An 18,811-nucleotide genomic window follows, 5' to 3' on the forward strand; every position below is an offset into this window, starting at 1 on the left:
AAGGGGTGGGAGCCGATCGTATCGGCGAATGCACGCTGGCCTCAGGCCATCAGCTTGTCCAGGATCCGGTTCAGCCAGGCCTTCTCGTCCTCATCGAGTTTCGCCAGCACTTCCTGCTCGTGCTCACGGGCCCGCGGCGCCACCTCGTCGTGGATGGCCCAGCCCGCCTCGGACAGCTTCAGCACCGAGCGCCGCTTGTCCTCCCCGTGGATGCCCCGGTCGACCCGGCCGGCTTCCACGAGCCGCGCCACGGCGCGGCTCACGGCCACCTTGTCCATCCGCGAGCGGTCGACCACCTCGCGCGCCGAGATCTCGGGGAAGCGGGCCAGGATCACCATCACGCGCCATTCCGTCATGCTGAGTTCGAATCGGTCCTGGTAATCCGCCGCGATCGACTGGCTGACCGTGTTGGACAGGATCGACAGCCGGTAAGGCAGGAACCGTTCGAGATCGAGCGGGGCGTGGGAAGTGACGGTTTCGGTGGACATTGCTGCGCCAGTCCTTGCAATTGGTTACAGGTGAAACTATAAATCGGCGGTAGATGGCGCAAGCCGCGCCCACGCCTGCCAGGAGTATCGCCCATGAGCGCCCAGCCCAACATCGGTATGGAAGTCACGACCTTCGAAAATCCCCAGGGAGTCGACGGCTTCGAATTCGTGGAATTCGCCGCGCCCGACGCGAACCTGCTGCACGACCTGTTCCCCCGCCTCGGCTTCACCGCCGTCGCGAAGCACAAGACGAAGAACATCACCCTCTATCGCCAGGGCGACTGCAATTTCCTGGTCAACGAAGAGCCGAACTCCTTCGCCGCCGATTTCGTCGCCAAGCACGGCCCCTGCGCCTGCGGCTTCGCCATCCGCTTCAACCGTCCGGCCGCCGAGGTGCAGAAGACCGCGCTGTCGAACGGCGCGGAACTGCTCGCCGAGCGCACCGAGACGCTGGCGCTGAACGTGCCCACCATCAAGGGCATCGGCGATGCCTGCCTGTACCTCATCGACACCTACGGCGCCAAGGGCGACTGCTTCGAGGCCGAGTACGACTTCCTGCCGGGCGTGGACCGTCACCCGAAGGGTTTCGGCCTCACCTTCATCGACCACCTCACGCACAACCTCTACTTCGGCAACATGCAGAAGTGGTCGGATTACTACGAGCGCCTCTTCAACTTCCGCGAGATCCGCTACTTCGACATCAAGGGCGCGAAGACCGGCCTGGTCTCCAAGGCCATGACCGCTCCCGACGGCCTGGTGCGCATCCCGCTCAACGAATCGTCCGACGAGAAGTCGCAGATCAACGAATACATCCGTGAGTACAACGGCGAAGGCATCCAGCACATCGCCCTGTTCACCGACACGATCTACGACACCGTGGAAGCGATGCGCGAGAAGGGCGTGGCGTTCCTCGATACCCCGGATACGTATTTCGAAGTGATCGACGAGCGTATCCCGAACCACGGCGAGGACGTGCCGCGCCTGCAGAAGAACAAGCTCCTGATCGACGCCGATCCCGAGACCAAGCAGAAGCTGCTGCTGCAGATCTTCACGCAGAACAATATCGGCCCGATCTTCTTCGAGATCATCCAGCGCAAGGGCAACGAAGGCTTCGGCAACGGCAATTTCCAGGCCCTGTTCGAGTCGATCGAGCGCGATCAGATGCGTCGCGGCGTACTCTGACCCAGGCGGCCGGCGACAGTAAGATGTGCGCGGCGCGGTCTCCCTGGGGAGCCGCGCCGCGATGCGTTCATCCCAAGGGATCACCACGATGAGCCACACCGACGACACCCGCGGATACCAGCCCGGTTTCGGCAACCAGTTCGCCACCGAGGCGGTGGAGGGCGTGCTGCCCATCGGGCAGAACTCGCCGCAACGCGTGGCGAAAGGCCTCTACGCGGAACAGCTCACCGGCAGCGCGTTCACCGCGCCGCGCCATCGCAACCTGCGCAGCTGGCTGTATCGCATCCGCCCCGCCGCGCAGCACTCGCCGTTCGACGAGCTGGCGCACGCCACGTTCCACAACCGTTTCGACGAGGCGCCGGCCACGCCCAACCAGCTGCGCTGGGATCCGTTGCCGATGCCCGAGGCCGATACGGATTTCGTCGATGGTCTCTACACGATGGGCGGCAACGGCGGTCCGGCGGAGCAGGCGGGCGTCGGCATCCATCAGTACCTCGCCAACCGTTCGATGGAAGGCCGTTACTTCTACGATGCCGACGGCGAGCTGCTGATCGTTCCGCAGCAGGGGCGCCTGCGCATCCGTACCGAACTGGGCGTGGTCGAGGTCGAGCCGCTGGAGATCGCGGTGGTCCCGCGCGGCGTACGCTTCCTCGTCGAGCTGCCCGACGGACAGGCGCGTGGTTACGTCGCGGAGAACTTCGGCGCGCCCATGCACCTGCCTGACCTCGGCCCCATCGGGGCGAACGGACTCGCGCATCCGCGCGATTTCCTCACGCCCGTGGCGGCCTACGAAGACCTCGACGGCGATTTCGCGCTGATCGCCAAGTTCCAGGGCTCGCTCTGGCAGGCGCGGATCGGCCACTCGCCGCTCGACGTGGTGGCGTGGCACGGCAACTACGCGCCCTACAAGTACGACCTGCGCCGCTACAACACCATCGGCTCCATCGCCGTGGACCACCCGGATCCGTCGATCTTCACCGTGCTTACCTCGGCCAGCGATACGCCGGGCGTGGCGAACATGGACTTCGTGATCTTCCCGCCGCGCTGGCTGGTGGCCGAGCATACGTTCCGTCCGCCGTATTTCCATCGCAACGTGGCGAGCGAGTTCATGGGGCTGATCCACGGCGCCTACGACGCCAAGGCCGGCGGTTTCGTGCCGGGCGGCTCGAGCCTGCACAACTGCATGAGCGGGCACGGGCCCGATGCGGCCAGTTTCGAGAAGGCATCGAGCGCCGACGTCAGCAAGGCCGACCACATCGTGGGTACCATGGCCTTCATGTTCGAAACGCGCAAGGTCATCCGGCCCAGCCGCCAGGCGCTGGCTTCGCCCGCCCTGCAAGGCAACTATTACGAATGCTGGCGCGATCTGAAGAAACACTTCGATCCCCACGCCTGATCGCCAAAGGACACACATGAAACTCGCTTCGCTGAAGGAAGGCGGTCGCGACGGCACCCTGGTGGTCGTCAGCCGCGATCTCGCCCGCGCCGTGAAGGCCACGGGCATCGCCGCGACGATGCAGGCCGCGCTGGACGACTGGCACGCCGTGGCGCCTCGCCTCAATGCCTTGTCGGAAGACCTCAACGACGGCCGCGCCCCCGGGGCCTTCGACCTCGACATGAACCTGCTGGCCGCCCCGTTGCCGCGCGCCTTCGAGTTCGTCGACGGCAGCGCCTACCTGCCGCACGTGGAGCGGGTGCGTCGCGCGCGTGGCGCGGAAGTGCCCGAGTCGTTCTACGTCGATCCGCTCATGTACCAGGCCACCAGCGCCGGCTTCCTCGGCCCGCGCGATCCGGTGGTGGTGCCCAGCGAAGACTACGGCATCGACCTCGAAGCCGAGGTGGTGGTGATCACCGACGACGTACCGATGGCGTCCAGCCCGGCGCAGGCATCGGGTCACATCCAACTGGTGGGCCTGGTCAACGACGTATCGCTGCGCGGGCTCATTCCCGGCGAACTGGCGAAGGGCTTCGGCTTCCTGCAGTCCAAGCCGCGCTCGGCGCTGTCGCCGGTGTTCGTCACGCCCGACGAGTTGGGCGATGCCTGGCGAGATGACAAGCTGCACCTGCCGATGCGCACCTGGATCAACGGCCGCTGGTTCGGCGAAGCCGAATGCGGCGTCGACATGCAGTTCGACTTCTCGCAGCTCGTGGCCCACGCGGCGAAAACACGTTCGCTCACGGCGGGCACCCTCGTGGGCTCGGGCACCATCGCCAACGAGGATACGTCCAAAGGCGCCTCCTGCCTCGCCGAGCAGCGCACGGTGGAAACCCTGCGCGACGGCAAGCCGTCGACGCCGTTCCTGTCGTTCGGCGATACCGTGCGCATCGACGTGACCGACGCGAGCGGCGCGTCGATCTTCGGGGCCATCGAGCAGGTGATCCGCAAGCTCTGACGTCGGCGATAGGTGCCGCCCGACGCTACGATTTCAGCCGGATGTCCCGGTGAAGGCTGGCCATCGTCAGTGGCACCAGGGCGTAACGCATCGTGTTCTCGCCCGCCGGTAGCGCATTCCATCGTACCTGCCGCAGCATGCGGGAGAGGCGAAGGCCGCTGCCGGGATTGGGGTAGGCATCGATCAGCCAGCTTCGGGCCACGCGCCCGTCGGGTCCGATTTCCGCGAAGTACTGGCTGTACGCGCCTTCCTGGAAGTCTTCCGGAGATGCGCCCTGCACATGTTGCTGCGACGGCAACTTGCCCCCCGATAGCGGGGGCGAGTTCGGCGTGCGTTTGGGCAGCGCCGCGATCTGCCCGTCCAGCATGGCGATGCGGGCATCGATCTGTTTTTCCAGTTCCGCGGCATCCGACGGACCGAGCGCGTCGGTGGCGCGCTTGAGCAGCATCACGTAGTAGCTGGCGACCGGCGTATCGCCGACGACATCGGCCTTGCCCTGCTGGCGCCGGAAAAACTGCCCTTCGACCTGGACCCAGATCATCGCCTCGCGCGCATGGCCGTCATCGAGCTCGAGTTCGGCCAGTTTGAGCATGGCGCTCAGGCGTCCCTGGCCGGCGGCGGCGGTCAGCAGGTCGCGCGCCTTGTCATGGTCCTCGGGGAAGACATGAGCAGGGTGGCGAGGCCCCCAGCGATAGAGCGAGCCGGCGATTTCCTGGCTGATGCCGTTGCCGGCGAGCGCCGAGCAGAGCAGTGCGGCGCCGAGACGTCGGCGTTCGGCGTCGGAGGTGTCCGGGTCGAGAAGTCCCTGGCCGACCAGCGCGCCGGCGGGCGGGTTGGTGGCGGTGCAATCCGAAGCATGGGCCCACGAGGCGCCGAAGGCCAGGCAGGCGAGGACGAGCAGGCGTCGCGTCATTCGAGTCATCCTGAAACGAAGAAGGCCCGCACACCACGTGCGGGCCTTCGCGATCATGCCACGGTGAGGAGGGCGGGTGACGCCCGTCCGTACCTTACTTGGCGGCCATCAACGCCTTCGCCATGTCGAGCATGCGGTTGGAGAAGCCCCACTCGTTGTCGTACCAGGAAAGCACCTTCACCAGCGTGCCGCCCATGACGCGGGTCTGGGTCGAATCGTAGATCGACGAATGCGGGTTGTGGTTGAAGTCGATCGACACCAGCGGCTTGGTGTTCACCGCGAGGATGCCCTTCAGCTTGCCGTTGGCGGCTTCGTTGATGGCGGCGTCGATTTCTTCCTTCGTGGTCTCGCGCGAGGCGGTGAAGGTGAGGTCGACCACCGAGACGTTGATCGTGGGCACGCGCATGGCGAAGCCGTCGAGCTTGCCGTTGAGTTCGGGCAGCACCAGGCCCACCGCGGCGGCGGCGCCGGTCTTGGTCGGGATCTGGCTGTGCGTGGCACTACGGGCGCGGCGCAGGTCCGAATGGTAGACGTCGGTCAGCACCTGGTCGTTGGTGTAGGCGTGGATGGTGGTCATCAGGCCGTGCACGATGCCGATCTTCTCGTGCAGCACCTTGGCCAGCGGGGCCAGGCAGTTGGTGGTGCACGAGGCGTTGGAGATCACTTCGAGCTTCGAGGTGAGCTTGTCGTCGTTGACGCCCATCACGAAGGTGCCGTCCACGTCCTTGTCGCCCGGGGCCGAGATGATCACCTTCTTGGCACCGCCGGCGATGTGCGCGCTGGCCTTGGCCTTGGAGGTGAAGAAGCCGGTGGACTCCAGCACCACGTCGACGCCGTGCTCGCCCCAGGGCAGCTTGGAGGGATCGCGCTCGGCGAACACCTTGATGCGGTCGCCGTTGACGATGAGGTCGCCGCCGTCCACCGACACCTCGCCGGGGAACCGGCCGTGGGCGGTGTCGTACTGGGTCAGGTGGGCGTTCGTCTCGGCGTTGCCGAGGTCGTTGACGGCCACGATCTGGATGTCCTTGCCGTTCTGCTTGGCTTCGTAGAGCGCGCGCAAGACATTGCGACCGATGCGACCGTAACCGTTGATGGCGACCTTGATGGTCATGAGCTGCCTCCGGGTGGGGAATGACACGACTGAAGATAAGGCCAGGGGCCGAAACCTCCATGGTAACGGAACGTCGCAGGGGGCGGCTTGCTGCATCGCCGCGATTTGTCATTCGTGCCTCAGTCGGGCTGTGGCACACTTGGCCGCTTGCCCGCCCGGAAACGTTTACCGTCCCATGAAACCTCGTCCCAAGCGCCGCGCCATCGCCACCCTGCTGGCCCTCGCCATTACCGCCGCCGCGGGCTCCGTGCAGGCCTGGGGCGACATCGGCCACCGCATCGTCGCCGAACTGGCCTGGCGCCAGCTCGACCCGGCCGCGAAGGCCGAGGTGCAGCGCCTGCTCGCGACCGACGGCGACGATTCCCTCGCCGACATCGCCAGCTGGCCCGACCACCTGCGCAACGACCCGGAGCACGAGGCCCTGGGCAAGGCCACCGGGCCGCTGCACTACATCAACTTCGCCACGAACTGCCGTTACGACGGCCCGGCCGACGCCTCGGCGCGCAACGTCGTGGGCGGCCTGGAGAAGTACGTCGCCATCCTGGGCGATCGCCACCGGTCGAACGCCGAACGCGCCGAGGCGCTGAAGTTCGTGGTGCACTTCGTCGGCGACGTGCACCAGCCGCTGCACGCGGGCAACCGCGACGACAAGGGCGGCAACGACTACCAGGTCCAGTTCGGCGGCAAGGGCACCAACCTGCACCGCGTGTGGGATTCGCAGATGCTCTACACCGCCGACCTCAAGTGGGATGCCTACGCCGACAAGCTCGCCGCCGAAGGCCCCGTGAAGCTTCCCCGCGCCAAGGGCGACGCCTACGTCCAGTGGGCGGAGGAATCCTGCTCGATCGTCGCCAGGCCCGGTTTCTACCCCAATGGACACAAGATCGACGACGCCTACGTCGCCAAGTACCTGCCCGTGGCGGAAACCCGCCTGCGCGAGGCGGGCAAGCGCCTGGCCGACCTGCTCGACAAGACGCTCGACTGATCGCACGTCTCCCCATGAATTCGCACCCTCAAGGTAAGCACCGATGACCGAAATCCAGGTTCGCCGCACCAAGATCGTCGCCACCCTCGGCCCCGCCACCGACGTGCCGGGCATGCTCGAGAAAATCCTGGAGGAGGGCGTGGACATCGTGCGCCTCAACCTCTCGCACGGCACGCCCGACGACCACCGCGCCCGCGCCAACGCCGTGCGCGCCGCGGCCGACGCCGTGGGCCGCGAGGTGGGCATCCTGGCCGACCTGCAGGGTCCGAAGATCCGCATCGAGAAATTCGCCGACGGCCCCATCGACCTGATGCCGGGCGACAGCTTCACCCTCGACTGCCGGCCGGATGCGCCGGTCGGCGACCAGACCCGCGTGGGCGTGAGCTACTACGACCTGCCGCGCGACGTGGTGGCCGGCGACATCCTGCTGCTCGACGATGGCCTCGTGGCCCTGGCCGTGGTGGACGTGGTCGGCAGCGAGATCCACACCCGCGTCGCCATCGGCGGCCGCCTGTCCAACCGCAAGGGCCTGAACCGTCAGGGCGGCGGCCTCAGCGTGTCCGCGCTGTCCGACAAGGACCGCAACGACATCAAGCTCGCCGCCGAGATGGGCGCCGACTTCCTCGCCGTGTCCTTCGTGCGCTCGGCCGAAGACCTCCACGAAGCCCGCCGCCTGCTCCGCGAGGCCGGCGGCGACGCCGCCATCGTGTCGAAGATCGAACGCGCCGACGCCATCCCCGTGCTGGGCGAGATCATCGACGCCTCCGACGTGGTGATGGTGGCCCGCGGCGACCTGGGCGTGGAGATCGGCGACGCCGAGCTGCCGGGCCTGCAGAAGAAGATCATCCGCGAGTCGGTGCTGCGCAACCGCTCGGTGATCACCGCCACGCAGATGCTCCAGTCGATGGTGCGCGCGCCGATCCCGACCCGCGCCGAAGTGCTCGACGTGGCCAACGCGGTCATCGACGGCACCGACGCGGTGATGCTCTCGGAAGAAAGCGCCGCCGGCGCCCACCCGGACAAGGCCGTGGCCGCCATGCGCCGCATCTGCCTCGGCGCCGAGCGCCAGTTCGAGCCGCGCGACGACCTGCGTCCGGGCACGCATTCGCTCGACCGTTCCGACCAGGCCATCGCCCTCGCGGCAATGCTGCTGGCCTCGCAGGTCGGCGTGCGCGCCATCGTCTCGCTCACCGAATCGGGCGCCACCGCGCAGTGGCTGTCGCGCTACCGCTTCGCCGTGCCCATCTACGCGATGTCGCCGTCCGACGTGGCCCGCCGCCGCATGCTGATGCTGCGCGACGTGCAGCCGGTGGCGTTCGAGACCGGCAAGCTCGACCCGGCCCACACCGCCCGCGCCGCGCTCCAGCACCTGTTCGCGCTGGGCAAGCTGGCCAAGGGCGACCGCGTGATCCTCACCCACGGCGACCACATCGGCAGCCATGGCGGTACCAACACGCTGAAGCTGCTGGTCATCGGCGACGACGGCATCGCGGACAGCCTGCGCGACCTGTAAGTCCCTGTTCGCCGATGCGATCGGCTCCCACCCCTTCGGTAGCCACCTCGCTACCGAAGGGGTGGGAGCCGATCGTATCGGCGAAACCCGGGTGCGACATCGCACGACGGCGCGAATTCACACGCACCGCATGCGGCCACGGCGTTAAACTGCACGCCCAGGTAAAGCCACCGAGGGCGTCATGAACCGCAATTCTCTCCGCACCGGCGCCATCGCCGCCGCCATTGCCCTTCTCCTCGTGTCCGGTGCCGCCGAGGCGCAGAACCTCCGCCGCGTCGCCCCGGAGAACCTGACCGGGTACTGGTTTCTGACCACCAAGTCGGTCAGTCCCGACATTCCCAACACCGGCAGGAACCTCAACCAGCCGACGTGTGTCGCGGTGTCGTACATGATCGGCTCCGACGGCCGCCCGCAGAACGCGAAGATCGAAAAAGTAGTGCCGGAGGGAGACCTCGGCCAGGTCGGCCTGAGCATCGTCAACCAGCTTTCCTACGTGAAGGGCACCCAGAACGGTACGGCCGTTCCGGTGCAGACCTATTACGTGACCGGCTTCAACCTGCCGGAGGATCCCGCGAAAAAAACCGAGATCCTCAAGAAGTGCGCCCTGCCAGGCTACCAGACCACTTGATCGCGCCGCACAACGGCTTTTGCTCCAAGCTCCCCTATACTTCGCTTTTTTCGTCATCGCCCCGTTTCCTTCGGGGGCATACCACTACTTCCACGGAGTTCGCATGAGCATCGAAAACCTCGAACAGATCGCGCAGGCGATGGTCGCCCCGGGCAAGGGCATCATCGCCGTCGACGAGTCGGCCTCGACCATCAAGAAGCGCATCGAGGCCGTCGGCCTGGAGAACACCGAGGAAAACCGCCGCAAGTACCGCCAGCTGCTGCTGACGGCTCCCGGCCTGGGCGAGTACATCTCCGGCGCCATCCTGTTCGACGAAACCATTCGTCAGAAGACCGACGACGGTCGCACGATGGTCGATGCCATGAAGGCGGCCGGCATCATCCCGGGCATCAAGGTCGACAAGGGCACGCACCCGCTGGCCGGCTTCCCGAACGAAGTGGTCACCGAAGGCCTCGATGGCCTGCGCGAGCGCCTCCAGGAGTACGCCAAGCTCGGCGCGCAGTTCGCCAAGTGGCGTGCCGTCATCAAGATCACCGACGACACGCCGACCTCGGCCGCCGTCGAGGCCAACACGCATGCACTGGCCCGTTACGCCGCGCTCTGCCAGGAGGCCGGCCTGGTTCCGATGGTGGAACCCGAAATCCTGATGGACGACAAGGACAGCGTGCACGATATCGATACCAGCTTCGCCGTGCACAAAGAGGTGTTGCAGAGCCTGTTCGCCCAGCTCGAACTCAACAACGTCGAGCTCAAGGCGCTGATCCTGAAGGTCAGCATGGTCATCCCGGGCAAGTACGCACCGAAGGAAGACCAGGTGGATGCCGAGGACGTGGCCAACGCCACCGTCAGCGTCTTCCAGTACGCCGTGCCGGCCGCCGTGGCGGGCATCGTGTTCCTCTCGGGCGGCCAGGAAGACCAGCAGGCGACCGAAAACCTCAACGAGATCAACAAGCTCGGTCCGCACCCCTGGCCCATCAGCTTCTCGTACGGCCGCGCGCTGGTCTCCAAGGCCCTCGAAACCTGGGCGAAGGACCAGAGCGCCAACTACGACGCCGCGCAGAAGACGGTGGTCGAGCGGGCGAAGGAGAACAGCCTCGCCGCGCAGGGCAACTGGAAGAAGAAGTAAGCGACGGGCGGTTTTCGCCGTCTAGATCGAAAAAGGCGCCGCTTCGTCGGCGCCTTTTTCTTGTGACGAAGTCGGCCTTTTCGCCGGACAGCCATTGCGGCCGTTCATGACAGCGGCTCCAATCGCGCGAATGGGCGTCGATCGGCGCCCCACGGGCTCGGGATGGTCGAATGAAACAGCGTGGTTGGGTCGCCCTGGCGGCCTCGTTGGCGTGCGTGGCGGCCGGTTCGGCCGTGTGGCGGGACCGCGATAGGGTCCAGGTCCCAGCGATGACCGCCGATGCCGGATCCGGCCCTTCGGTTGCCGAGCCGAAGGCGCCGGACGGTGCGCGCGTCGCCATCGACGCACGCGTGCATGGCCCGGGCGCCACGTCGAGCGCCGGTGGCGCCGCGCTGCCCTTGCTGGCCCTGACGGGTTCCGAGCCACCGCGTCGCGAGGGCGTATTTACCTGGTATCCCGTTCGCATCGATGAAAAACAGGCCCGGGCCGCGATGACGAGCGGAGGTCGCCTGTCGATCCCGACGCCGGGCGGTTCACGCATGAGCCTGGCCTTCGAGCACGCGGTCGACCATGGTGACGGCAACTGGAGCTGGGTCGGCAAACCCGATGGCGTGGACGGCACGCAGCGCGCCGTGATCACGTTCGGCCCCGACGCCACGGTGGCCACCTTGCCCGACAGTGAAGGACGCCAGTTGACGTTGACGACGCAAGGCGGCCAGACCTTCATGGTGTCCGCGCCGTTGTCGAGCCTGCACGTGGGCGTGAATCCGCTCGGCGACGGCATCCGGCCGGTGCAGCCCGGCGGTACCGTCGGCGCGCTCGACGCGGCCGACCAGCCGCTGGCGAACCCCGACGGGACGGCGAAAGCCGGTGCCGGTGGCGCCACGACGGTGGACGTACTCGCCATCTACTCCAGCGGCTTTCGCAAGGCCAAGGGCAGCGCATCGGCCGCGGTAACGGCGCTGACCAACCGTTTCGACGTGGCGAACCAGGTGCTGGGCAATTCGCAGGTGAACGCCTCGTTCCGCATGGTGCGCACCCAGGAAGCGCAGGCACCCGACGATACCGACAATACGCAGATGCTCGAGTCGATCCGCACCGGTACGCCCTGGATCCAGGCGATGCGCGACCAGTCGGGCGCGGACCTGGTGACCTTCGTGCGTGAATACGACGCCGCCAACAACGGTTGCGGCGTGGCCTACATTCCGCCGGGTAACTATGCGAACGACGCCGACCTGATGTATTCGGTGGTGAGCGACGGCAGCCTCCCCACGGGCTATTACTGTGAAGCCACCACGCTGGCGCATGAGCTGGCGCACAACCTCGGCGCGCAGCACAACCACGAACAGGACGCCACGGGCGGTCTGTTTCCGTACTCGTACGGTTACCGCAACTTCGCCGCGCAGTTCTACGACGTGATGGCCTACGGTCCCGACGCCAACGAGCGTATCTGGACGTATTCCAATCCGTCCGTGACCCTCTGCAAGGGCTTGCCTTGCGGCGTGGTCGACTACGCCGATGTGGCGCGCACGCTGCGCTACACGATGCCCATCGCGGCCGGTTTCCGCACCACGAGGGTGCCGGCGAAGCCCTGACCGGGTATGCGAGGATGGATTCTGTCGCCATGACGTCGCGCGTGGCGCATGATCAGGCCGACCCAGGGGTTCAGGAGCCGCCGATGCCGTACCTTCACCGTGAGCGCCATGCCACCGGACGCATGGGGTGGCTGCGGGCCGCCGTTCTCGGTGCCAACGACGGCATCGTGTCGACGGCCAGCCTGGTGATGGGCGTGGCGGCGGCCCACGCGACACCATCGGCGATCCTGACCGCGGGCACGGCCGGGCTGATGGCCGGCGCCATGTCGATGGCGGCGGGCGAATACGTATCGGTCCAGTCGCAGGCCGACAGCGAAAACGCCGATCTGGCCCGCGAAAAGGAAGAACTCGCGAACGACGTGGAAGGTGAGCACAAGGAATTGGCGGCCATTTACGTCGGTCGTGGGCTCGACCCGTCACTGGCTCGCCAGGTCGCCGAGCAATTGATGGCACACGACGCACTGGACGCGCACACCCGCGACGAGCTGGGTATCACCGCCACGCTAAGGGCACGTCCCCTCCAGGCGGCAGCGGCTTCCGCGATCAGCTTCGCCACCGGTGCCGCTTGCCCGCTGCTCGTCGTTGCATGGGCTCCCGCCTCCGGCCTCCTGGGGTGGGTCTTCCTCACCGCATTGGTGTTCCTCGCGGTGCTCGGTGGCATCGCGGCTCGCACCGGAGGCGCGAGCGTCCGGGTGGGCGCGTTGCGAATCACCGTATGGGGCGCGCTGGCCATGGCGATGACTACCCTGGTAGGAACGCTTTTCGGCGGTGTCGGCTAGCGGGTTCCAAAAAAGAAACCCCCGGGACGGCGTCCCGGGGGTTGCGGCGACCAAAGGCCGGTTTCGTCGCCGGCCTCTTTCATCGATCAGAAGCGATATTCGGCGCTGATCGACGCCATGTTGGTCGACAGGTCGACACCGTGCTTGTCGGCATCGTAGTGGTCGTAGTTGATGCCCAGGCTCCAGTTGTTGCTGAAGTCGTAGCCCACGCCCGCACCGGCGTACCAGCTGGTCTTGTCGATGCTGTGGCGATCGGGGTCGTCGTTGCTCAGGCCATGGCCCTGCCAACCGTAGATGCCACCGCGGGCGCTCACGTACCACTGCGGGGTGATGTTGAAGTGACCGTTCACGCCGGCCGTCCAGCCATGCAGCTCGGACTTGCGGCGGTCGACCACGCGGTTGCCGTTGAACAGGCTCTTGGCGTTGATGTTGCCGAGGTCGTTGTAGCCCACTTCGACGCCGAGCGCGGCCCACGGCGACACCGTCCAGCGATAACCGCCATTCAGCGCGTAACCCGTGTCGTGGCCGTCGTAGCGGCCCTTGTCGACGGAGGTGCGGCCGACGTTGCCGTTGACGAACCAGCCACCGGCGCCATTGGCGTCCTGTGCGAAGGCGGGTGCGGCGACGGCGCCGGCGGCCACGAGGGCAAGGGCGATGAGGGTCTTCTTCATGGTGGAACTCTCCTGCTTTATTTTTTTTGAGCGGCGGCGACCTAGGGGGATGTCGTCTACGCTGCCTGCGCACGGCGGGGTGTCGTGCGTCGGACCTTAGATGTGGCGCTCTGGCAGGGATTCAACACCGCTTAGTTCAATATTAAGAAACGATTAAGCCGCGACGGTTGCCCGCCGCGGCTCAATGCGTTGCGCCACAAGGCTTCGGTGTTTAGAAGCGGTATTCGCCGGCCAGCGACACGATGCCGGTGGAGCGCTTCAGGCCCGGGCTGACCTCGCCGGTGGTGTTGTCGCGCACCTTGCCGGCATTGGCGTGGAAGTAGTCGTAGCTCACGCCCACGCCGAAGTGCTCGTTGATGTCCCAACCGGTGCCCAGACCGGCATACCAGCTGCCGCGACCGTCGCGGCCGCCGTTGGAGAAGCCGAGGTCCTGGCCCACGCTGTTGTTGTAGTTGTTGTTGTTGTCGTTCGACCAGAAGAGGCCGCCGTGCATGCTGATGTACCACTGCGGCACGAGGTTGATCTTGCCGTTCACGCCGACCATCCAGCCGCGCAGGGCGTTCTTGGTGGCTTTCTGGTTGACGTCCTGGTCTTCTTCGAAGACGTTCTTCACGCGATAGTTGCCCAGATCCGCGTAGCCGGCCTCGAGGCCCAGGCCGAGATCGGGACCGACCTTCCAGCGGTAGCCGCCGAGAACGCCGTAACCCGTGCGACGGCCCTTGTTGCCGTGCAGGGGATTGAAACCGCCGGTATCGCTGCCGAAGCCGCCGGTATCGCTGCCGTTGGTGCGACCCACGTTGGCGCCGATGAACCAGTTGCCGCTACCGACCGACTGGCTGGGCTGGTAGTTGCCCGAAACGGCCGAGTTGTCCTGGGCGAAGGCCGGGACGGCCGCGAACGAAACGCAAGAAACCGCAAGGGCAAGAGCTGCCTTCTTCATGGGAATATTCCTCTTTTTTTCGGGGCGGCCATCGCGACTTGGGGTGGGGGAGTGCGATGACCGGGATCGATTAGAGCGCCCCGAACCTGAAGAAATTCAGAAATGCGGATGAAAAGATTAAGCCGAGGTTAACTTCCCCGGCTCCAGGCGACCTCACGACAAGCTGCCATCCGATGCGCGACAATGACGGTTTTCCACATGCCCCTAATTGGAGAACGCCGATGACGACACGCCGCGAACGCGCCAATGCGATCCGCGCCCTGGCCATGGATGGTGTGCAAGCCGCCAATTCCGGTCATCCTGGCATGCCCATGGGCATGGCCGACATCGCCGAAGTGCTGTGGGGCGACTTCCTGCACCACAACCCGTCCAACCCGCATTGGCTCAACCGCGACCGCTTCGTGCTCTCGAACGGCCATGGCTCGATGCTGCAGTACGCCTTGCTGCACCTGACCGGCTACGACTTGCCGATCAGCGAGCTTAAGAACTTTCGTCAGCTGAATTCCCGCACGCCCGGCCATCCCGAGTGGCACATGACCCCGGGCGTGGAGACCACCACCGGTCCGCTCGGCCAGGGCCTGGCCAATTCCGTGGGCTTCGCCCTCGCCGAAAAGCTGCTCGCCGAGCAGTTCAATCGTCCGGGCCACGACATCGTCGACCACCACACCTACGTGTTCGTCGGCGACGGCTGCCTCATGGAAGGCATCTCGCACGAAGTGGCCTCGCTCGCCGGCACGCTGAAGCTCGGCAAGCTCGTGGCGGTGTACGACGACAACGGCATCTCCATCGACGGTGAAGTGCACGAGTGGTTCACCGACAACACCCAGCAGCGCTTCGAGGCCTATGGCTGGAACGTGGTGATGGGCGACGACGGCAAGCCGGTCGACGGTCACGACGCCGACGCCATCAAGAAGGCGCTCACGAAGGCCACCTCGCAGAGCGAGAAGCCCTCGCTGGTGATCTGCAAGACCGTCATCGGTTTCGGTTCGCCGAACAAGGAAGGCAAGGAAGCGTCGCACGGCGCGGCGCTGGGCAAGGACGAAGTCAAGCTCACCCGTGAGCGCCTGGGCTGGAACTACCCGGAGTTCGTGATCCCCGACGAGATCTACGCCTCGTGGGATGCCAAGAAAGCCGGCGGCGAAGCCGAGAAGGCCTGGAACGACAAGTTCGCCGCCTACGAGAAGGATCATCCGGAACTCGCCGCCGAACTGAAGCGTCGCGTCGAGGGCGGTCTGCCGAAGAACTGGAAGGAAACCGCCAAGGCCTTCGTCGACAAGCTCCAGGCCGAAGGTCCGGAGGTCGCCTCGCGCAAGGCTTCGCAGATGTCGTTGGACGCCTTCGGCCCGGTCTTGCCGGAACTGCTCGGCGGCTCGGCCGACCTTGCGCCGTCCAACCTCACCATCTGGAAGGGCGCCAAGAGCGTGCTTAGCCCGGGTGGCAACTACGTCCACTACGGCGTCCGCGAGTTCGGCATGAGCGCTATCGCCAACGGCGTCGCCCTGCATGGCGGTTTCATCCCCTACGACGCCACTTTCCTCACCTTCTCCGATTACGCGCGTAACGCCGTGCGCATGGCGGCGCTGATTCCCGCCCACGTCATTCATGTGTACACGCACGATTCGATCGGTCTGGGCGAAGACGGTCCCACCCACCAGCCGGTGGAGCACCTGGGTTCGTTGCGCCTGATCCCGAACAATCGCGTGTGGCGTCCGGCCGACGCGGTCGAATCGGCCGTGGCGTGGAAGGTCGCGATCGAGCGCAAGGTGGTCAAGCATGACAAGCACGCCACGGGCGGCCCGTCCTGCCTGGTCTTCTCGCGCCAGACGCTGAAGCACAATGCGCGCACCGCGGAACAGGTGGCGAATATCGAGAAGGGCGGCTACGTGCTGGTCGAGCCGGAGAACTTCTCCGAGAAGAACCTGGCGAAGTCGGCCATCATCATCGCCACCGGCTCCGAAGTGGGTATGGCGGTCGAAGCCGCGGCCAGCCTCAACGGCAACGGCTATTCGGTCCGCGTCGTCTCGATGCCTTGCACCGAGGAGTTCGACGCCCAGCCGGTCGAATACCGCGAAGGCGTGCTGCCGTCGTGGTGCCGCGCCCGCGTGGCGGTGGAAGCCGCCAGCGTCGACTTCTGGGCCAAGTACGTCGGCCTCGACGGCGCCACCGTCGGCATGACCACCTACGGCGCGTCGGCTCCCATCGAGAAGCTCTACGAGCACTTCGGCATCACCACCACGGCGGTGATCGACGCGGTGAAGGGCGTGATCAAGTAAGCCGTTTGAAACGATGAAGACAAGGGGCTCCCGCGAGGGAGCCCCTTGTCTTTGATGGTTGCCCCATAGGTCGATCCGCCCGCTGTCCCGATGACTACCCCGCGTTCCCCGCACGCCTACTTTCCCTACATCGACGGCCTTCGTGCCATCGCCGTGGCCTCGGTGGTGCTTTATCACCTGCACGCGGCCTGGTTACCCGGCGGTTTCGCGGGCGTGGACGTGTTTTTCGTGATCTCCGGTTTCGTGGTGAGCGCGTCGGTGGGACTGCGGGAGCGCACGTCGCTGCCGTCGTTCTGGATGTATTTCCTGGCCCGTCGATTCCAGCGCATCGCGCCGGCGCTGCTGGCCTGCCTGCTCACGACGACCCTGGCCGCGACGCTGTTCATTCCCGAGGCCTGGCTGAGCGAACACAACCAGAAGACGGGGCGCTTCGCCTTCTTCGGTTTCAGCAACATCGTGCTGGCGCACAACGCGAACAGCTACTTCTCGCCCATCACGGAATTCAATCCCTACACGCACACGTGGTCGTTGGGCGTGGAGGAGCAGTTCTACCTTCTGTTCCCGGTGCTGTTCTGGGCGTGGAGCTTCGGCGGCCGTTGGCGCCCCGTCACGTTGGCCGTATGCATCGCGCTGGGCGTGGTGTCGCTGGTGCACGCCTGGTGGCTGGGCACGACGGATAGCCAGGCGGCGTTCTATCTTCTCGCCTCGCGATTCTGGGAGCTCGCCACCGGCGTCGTGTTGTACCAGGCCATGGCCTGCGCTGGACGCCGGTTCGATACGGCCGACACCGCACCGGCCTCATCCTGGAAGGCGGCGGCTGGCATCGCCGGCCTTTGCCTGATGGCTTATGGCCTGTGGACATCGCAACCGGAATCCTTTCCCATACCGGGCGCACTGTGGGCCGTGGCGGGAACGGCACTCGCGCTCGGCGCCCTGCATGGCCAGCCCGCTTCGGTGTGGCCGGTGCGTCTGCTCAGTGCGCCGCCCATGCGCTTCATCGGCGCCATGTCGTATTCGCTCTATCTCTGGCACTGGCCGGTTTTCGTGTTGTTTCGATGGACGGCCGGGCTGGGTGCGTGGCCGGAACGGCTGGCGGCCGTGGCCATCACCTTCGTGCTGGCGTGGCTCTCGTGGCGATGGATCGAACAGCCGATACGTCGATCGGCGGGTATCCGTCGAGCGCCCCGCATCGCGGTGGTCGCATGCGGCCTGTTGGCGTTGGTGATCGGTGCTTCGCTGCATCGTTTCATCGACCACCGCCAACCCCGCTGGTCGTTGAGCACCGTAGCGAAACACGCGGACGACTGGTATCCGACCACGACGCGGAAGAAGCACGTGGACGCCTGTGGCGTACCTCAGCCGCAGACGGTCGAACTGCCGCAGGGCAAGCGCATCAGCTATGCCCGCGTGGCATGCGATCGGCCGGTCGATGGGCCGGACATCTTCGTGGTCGGCGACTCGCATGCCATGGCCTTCGGAACCCTGTTCGAAGGCTACGTGGCCCGCACGGGTGCACACGTCACCCTCTACAACAATTCGGGCTGTGCCTTCCTCAGCCTGCAACCGAACCGGGACGATCCGCGTTGCGAGCAGAGTTCGCTCACGGCCGCCAACGACATCCTCGCGCGAGTGAAGGCGGGCGACGTGGTATTCCTGCCTTCGTTACGCATGCCTCGCCTGGTCGACCAGTGGATACGATATCCGCGTGAGGCCTTCGTCGCGCAGGCCCTGCATGCCGATACCGTCGCCATGCAGAGCGGAGAGCTCGACCGTGCCATCGAGGTCGTTTCGCGGTTCCACGACAAAGGCGCCCGCGTCGTCATCGAAGCGCCCAACCTGCTTCTCAACGCGCCGGCCTATCGTTGCGCGGATGCATGGACGAAGACCAATCCCATGTGTGCCGAAGGCACGAGCGTGGATCGCGCCGAATTCGAGCGACTTCGCCAACCCATGCTCGATGCGGTGAACGCGGTGGCCAAGGCGGTGCCGGGAACCACCGTGTTCGATCCTTTTCCGACGCTATGTCCCGAAGGCCCGCGTTGTGACGGTTTCCGGGACGGCCGCCCGTTGTTCTTTGACGGCGACCATGTCAGCGCGTACGGAAACAAGGTGCTGCTTCCTGGATTTGAGGACGCCATGAGAGCGGCCGCCAACTGAACTGACGCCAATGGATGGCACCCCAGATCGGGGGGGCGACGACTTAGCCGCCTAACC

Annotated in this window: 16 protein-coding genes; 11 read left to right on the forward strand and 5 right to left on the reverse strand. The window is 66.0% G+C overall.

Translation table 11 applies throughout. From position 1 onward, the window contains the following. Positions 1–41: 41 nt before the first annotated feature. Complete coding sequence (locus tag L2Y94_RS03810) at positions 42–488, reverse strand: MarR family winged helix-turn-helix transcriptional regulator (RefSeq protein WP_247373219.1); 447 nt, start codon at positions 486–488, stop codon at positions 42–44. 93 nt (positions 489–581) lie between these two features. Here L2Y94_RS03810 and hppD point away from each other — a divergent pair, with 93 nt between their 5' ends. The 3 genes from hppD to L2Y94_RS03825 all read left to right on the forward strand — a co-directional run bounded on the left by hppD (position 582) and on the right by L2Y94_RS03825 (position 4,063). Further along, positions 582–1,670 (forward strand): 4-hydroxyphenylpyruvate dioxygenase, encoded by a 1,089-nt coding sequence (hppD, locus tag L2Y94_RS03815; protein WP_247373220.1) that lies wholly within the window; start codon positions 582–584, stop codon positions 1,668–1,670. Between the two features lie 88 nt (positions 1,671–1,758). Then, positions 1,759–3,066 carry a homogentisate 1,2-dioxygenase gene (hmgA, locus tag L2Y94_RS03820; protein ID WP_247373221.1) on the forward strand — a complete coding sequence of 436 codons (1,308 nt, stop codon included), beginning with the start codon at positions 1,759–1,761 and terminating at the stop codon, positions 3,064–3,066. 16 nt (positions 3,067–3,082) lie between these two features. After that, positions 3,083–4,063, forward strand: coding sequence for a fumarylacetoacetate hydrolase family protein (locus tag L2Y94_RS03825; protein ID WP_247373222.1), 981 nt, complete (start codon positions 3,083–3,085; stop codon positions 4,061–4,063). Between the two features lie 25 nt (positions 4,064–4,088). Here L2Y94_RS03825 and L2Y94_RS03830 read toward each other — a convergent pair whose 3' ends face one another. Then, positions 4,089–4,976 carry a hypothetical protein gene (locus L2Y94_RS03830; RefSeq protein WP_247373223.1) on the reverse strand — a complete coding sequence of 296 codons (888 nt, stop codon included), beginning with the start codon at positions 4,974–4,976 and terminating at the stop codon, positions 4,089–4,091. Positions 4,977–5,070: 94 nt separating this feature from the next. Beyond that, the gene (gap, locus tag L2Y94_RS03835; protein ID WP_247373224.1) at positions 5,071–6,087 is read right to left on the reverse strand and encodes a type I glyceraldehyde-3-phosphate dehydrogenase; all 1,017 of its coding nucleotides are present in this window, start codon (positions 6,085–6,087) and stop codon (positions 5,071–5,073) included. Positions 6,088–6,262: 175 nt separating this feature from the next. Here gap and L2Y94_RS03840 point away from each other — a divergent pair, with 175 nt between their 5' ends. The 6 genes from L2Y94_RS03840 (at position 6,263) to L2Y94_RS03865 (ending at position 12,713) form a co-directional block, all read left to right on the forward strand. Then, entirely contained in the window at positions 6,263–7,072 is an 810-nt protein-coding gene (locus tag L2Y94_RS03840; RefSeq protein WP_247373225.1) for a S1/P1 nuclease, read from the forward strand. 43 nt (positions 7,073–7,115) lie between these two features. Beyond that, positions 7,116–8,585 (forward strand): pyruvate kinase, encoded by a 1,470-nt coding sequence (gene pyk, locus L2Y94_RS03845; protein WP_247373227.1) that lies wholly within the window; start codon positions 7,116–7,118, stop codon positions 8,583–8,585. A 181-nt stretch (positions 8,586–8,766) separates the two neighbouring features. Then, entirely contained in the window at positions 8,767–9,213 is a 447-nt protein-coding gene (locus tag L2Y94_RS03850) for an energy transducer TonB (RefSeq protein WP_247373229.1), read from the forward strand. Between the two features lie 103 nt (positions 9,214–9,316). Next, positions 9,317–10,339: a class I fructose-bisphosphate aldolase gene (locus L2Y94_RS03855; protein ID WP_247373231.1), complete on the forward strand. Its 1,023-nt coding sequence runs from the start codon at positions 9,317–9,319 to the stop codon at positions 10,337–10,339. Positions 10,340–10,509: 170 nt separating this feature from the next. Further along, positions 10,510–11,934, forward strand: a complete 1,425-nt coding sequence (locus tag L2Y94_RS03860) for a reprolysin-like metallopeptidase (protein ID WP_247373233.1) — start codon at positions 10,510–10,512, stop codon at positions 11,932–11,934. 83 nt (positions 11,935–12,017) lie between these two features. Beyond that, entirely contained in the window at positions 12,018–12,713 is a 696-nt protein-coding gene (locus L2Y94_RS03865) for a VIT1/CCC1 transporter family protein (RefSeq protein WP_247373234.1), read from the forward strand. Positions 12,714–12,799: 86 nt separating this feature from the next. Here L2Y94_RS03865 and L2Y94_RS03870 read toward each other — a convergent pair whose 3' ends face one another. Next, positions 12,800–13,384, reverse strand: coding sequence for a porin family protein (locus tag L2Y94_RS03870; protein WP_247373235.1), 585 nt, complete (start codon positions 13,382–13,384; stop codon positions 12,800–12,802). Positions 13,385–13,595: 211 nt separating this feature from the next. Further along, positions 13,596–14,324 (reverse strand): outer membrane protein, encoded by a 729-nt coding sequence (locus L2Y94_RS03875; protein ID WP_247373236.1) that lies wholly within the window; start codon positions 14,322–14,324, stop codon positions 13,596–13,598. Positions 14,325–14,545: 221 nt separating this feature from the next. Here L2Y94_RS03875 and tkt point away from each other — a divergent pair, with 221 nt between their 5' ends. Then, on the forward strand, positions 14,546–16,597 hold the full coding sequence (gene tkt / locus L2Y94_RS03880; protein WP_247373241.1) for a transketolase: 2,052 nt from the start codon (positions 14,546–14,548) through the stop codon (positions 16,595–16,597). Between the two features lie 90 nt (positions 16,598–16,687). After that, entirely contained in the window at positions 16,688–18,754 is a 2,067-nt protein-coding gene (locus tag L2Y94_RS03885) for an acyltransferase family protein (protein ID WP_247373242.1), read from the forward strand. Positions 18,755–18,811: the final 57 nt, after the last annotated feature.

The organism is Luteibacter aegosomatis, assembly GCF_023078455.1.
Lineage (GTDB): Bacteria > Pseudomonadota > Gammaproteobacteria > Xanthomonadales > Rhodanobacteraceae > Luteibacter > Luteibacter aegosomatis.

What these genes read in the sequence shown, in the direction of transcription:
- L2Y94_RS03860 (WP_247373233.1), top strand. Translation starts at nt 10,510, where the DNA reads ATGAAACAGCGTGGTTGGGTCGCCCTGGCGGCCTCGTTGGCGTGCGTG.
- L2Y94_RS03855 (WP_247373231.1), top strand. Translation starts at nt 9,317, where the DNA reads ATGAGCATCGAAAACCTCGAACAGATCGCGCAGGCGATGGTCGCCCCG.
- L2Y94_RS03870 (WP_247373235.1), bottom strand. Translation starts at nt 13,384, where the DNA reads ATGAAGAAGACCCTCATCGCCCTTGCCCTCGTGGCCGCCGGCGCCGTC.
- tkt (WP_247373241.1), top strand. Translation starts at nt 14,546, where the DNA reads ATGACGACACGCCGCGAACGCGCCAATGCGATCCGCGCCCTGGCCATG.
- L2Y94_RS03885 (WP_247373242.1), top strand. Translation starts at nt 16,688, where the DNA reads ATGACTACCCCGCGTTCCCCGCACGCCTACTTTCCCTACATCGACGGC.
- L2Y94_RS03850 (WP_247373229.1), top strand. Translation starts at nt 8,767, where the DNA reads ATGAACCGCAATTCTCTCCGCACCGGCGCCATCGCCGCCGCCATTGCC.
- L2Y94_RS03875 (WP_247373236.1), bottom strand. Translation starts at nt 14,324, where the DNA reads ATGAAGAAGGCAGCTCTTGCCCTTGCGGTTTCTTGCGTTTCGTTCGCG.
- hmgA (WP_247373221.1), top strand. Translation starts at nt 1,759, where the DNA reads ATGAGCCACACCGACGACACCCGCGGATACCAGCCCGGTTTCGGCAAC.
- hppD (WP_247373220.1), top strand. Translation starts at nt 582, where the DNA reads ATGAGCGCCCAGCCCAACATCGGTATGGAAGTCACGACCTTCGAAAAT.
- L2Y94_RS03810 (WP_247373219.1), bottom strand. Translation starts at nt 488, where the DNA reads ATGTCCACCGAAACCGTCACTTCCCACGCCCCGCTCGATCTCGAACGG.
- L2Y94_RS03840 (WP_247373225.1), top strand. Translation starts at nt 6,263, where the DNA reads ATGAAACCTCGTCCCAAGCGCCGCGCCATCGCCACCCTGCTGGCCCTC.
- L2Y94_RS03865 (WP_247373234.1), top strand. Translation starts at nt 12,018, where the DNA reads ATGCCGTACCTTCACCGTGAGCGCCATGCCACCGGACGCATGGGGTGG.
- pyk (WP_247373227.1), top strand. Translation starts at nt 7,116, where the DNA reads ATGACCGAAATCCAGGTTCGCCGCACCAAGATCGTCGCCACCCTCGGC.
- L2Y94_RS03825 (WP_247373222.1), top strand. Translation starts at nt 3,083, where the DNA reads ATGAAACTCGCTTCGCTGAAGGAAGGCGGTCGCGACGGCACCCTGGTG.
- gap (WP_247373224.1), bottom strand. Translation starts at nt 6,087, where the DNA reads ATGACCATCAAGGTCGCCATCAACGGTTACGGTCGCATCGGTCGCAAT.
- L2Y94_RS03830 (WP_247373223.1), bottom strand. Translation starts at nt 4,976, where the DNA reads ATGACGCGACGCCTGCTCGTCCTCGCCTGCCTGGCCTTCGGCGCCTCG.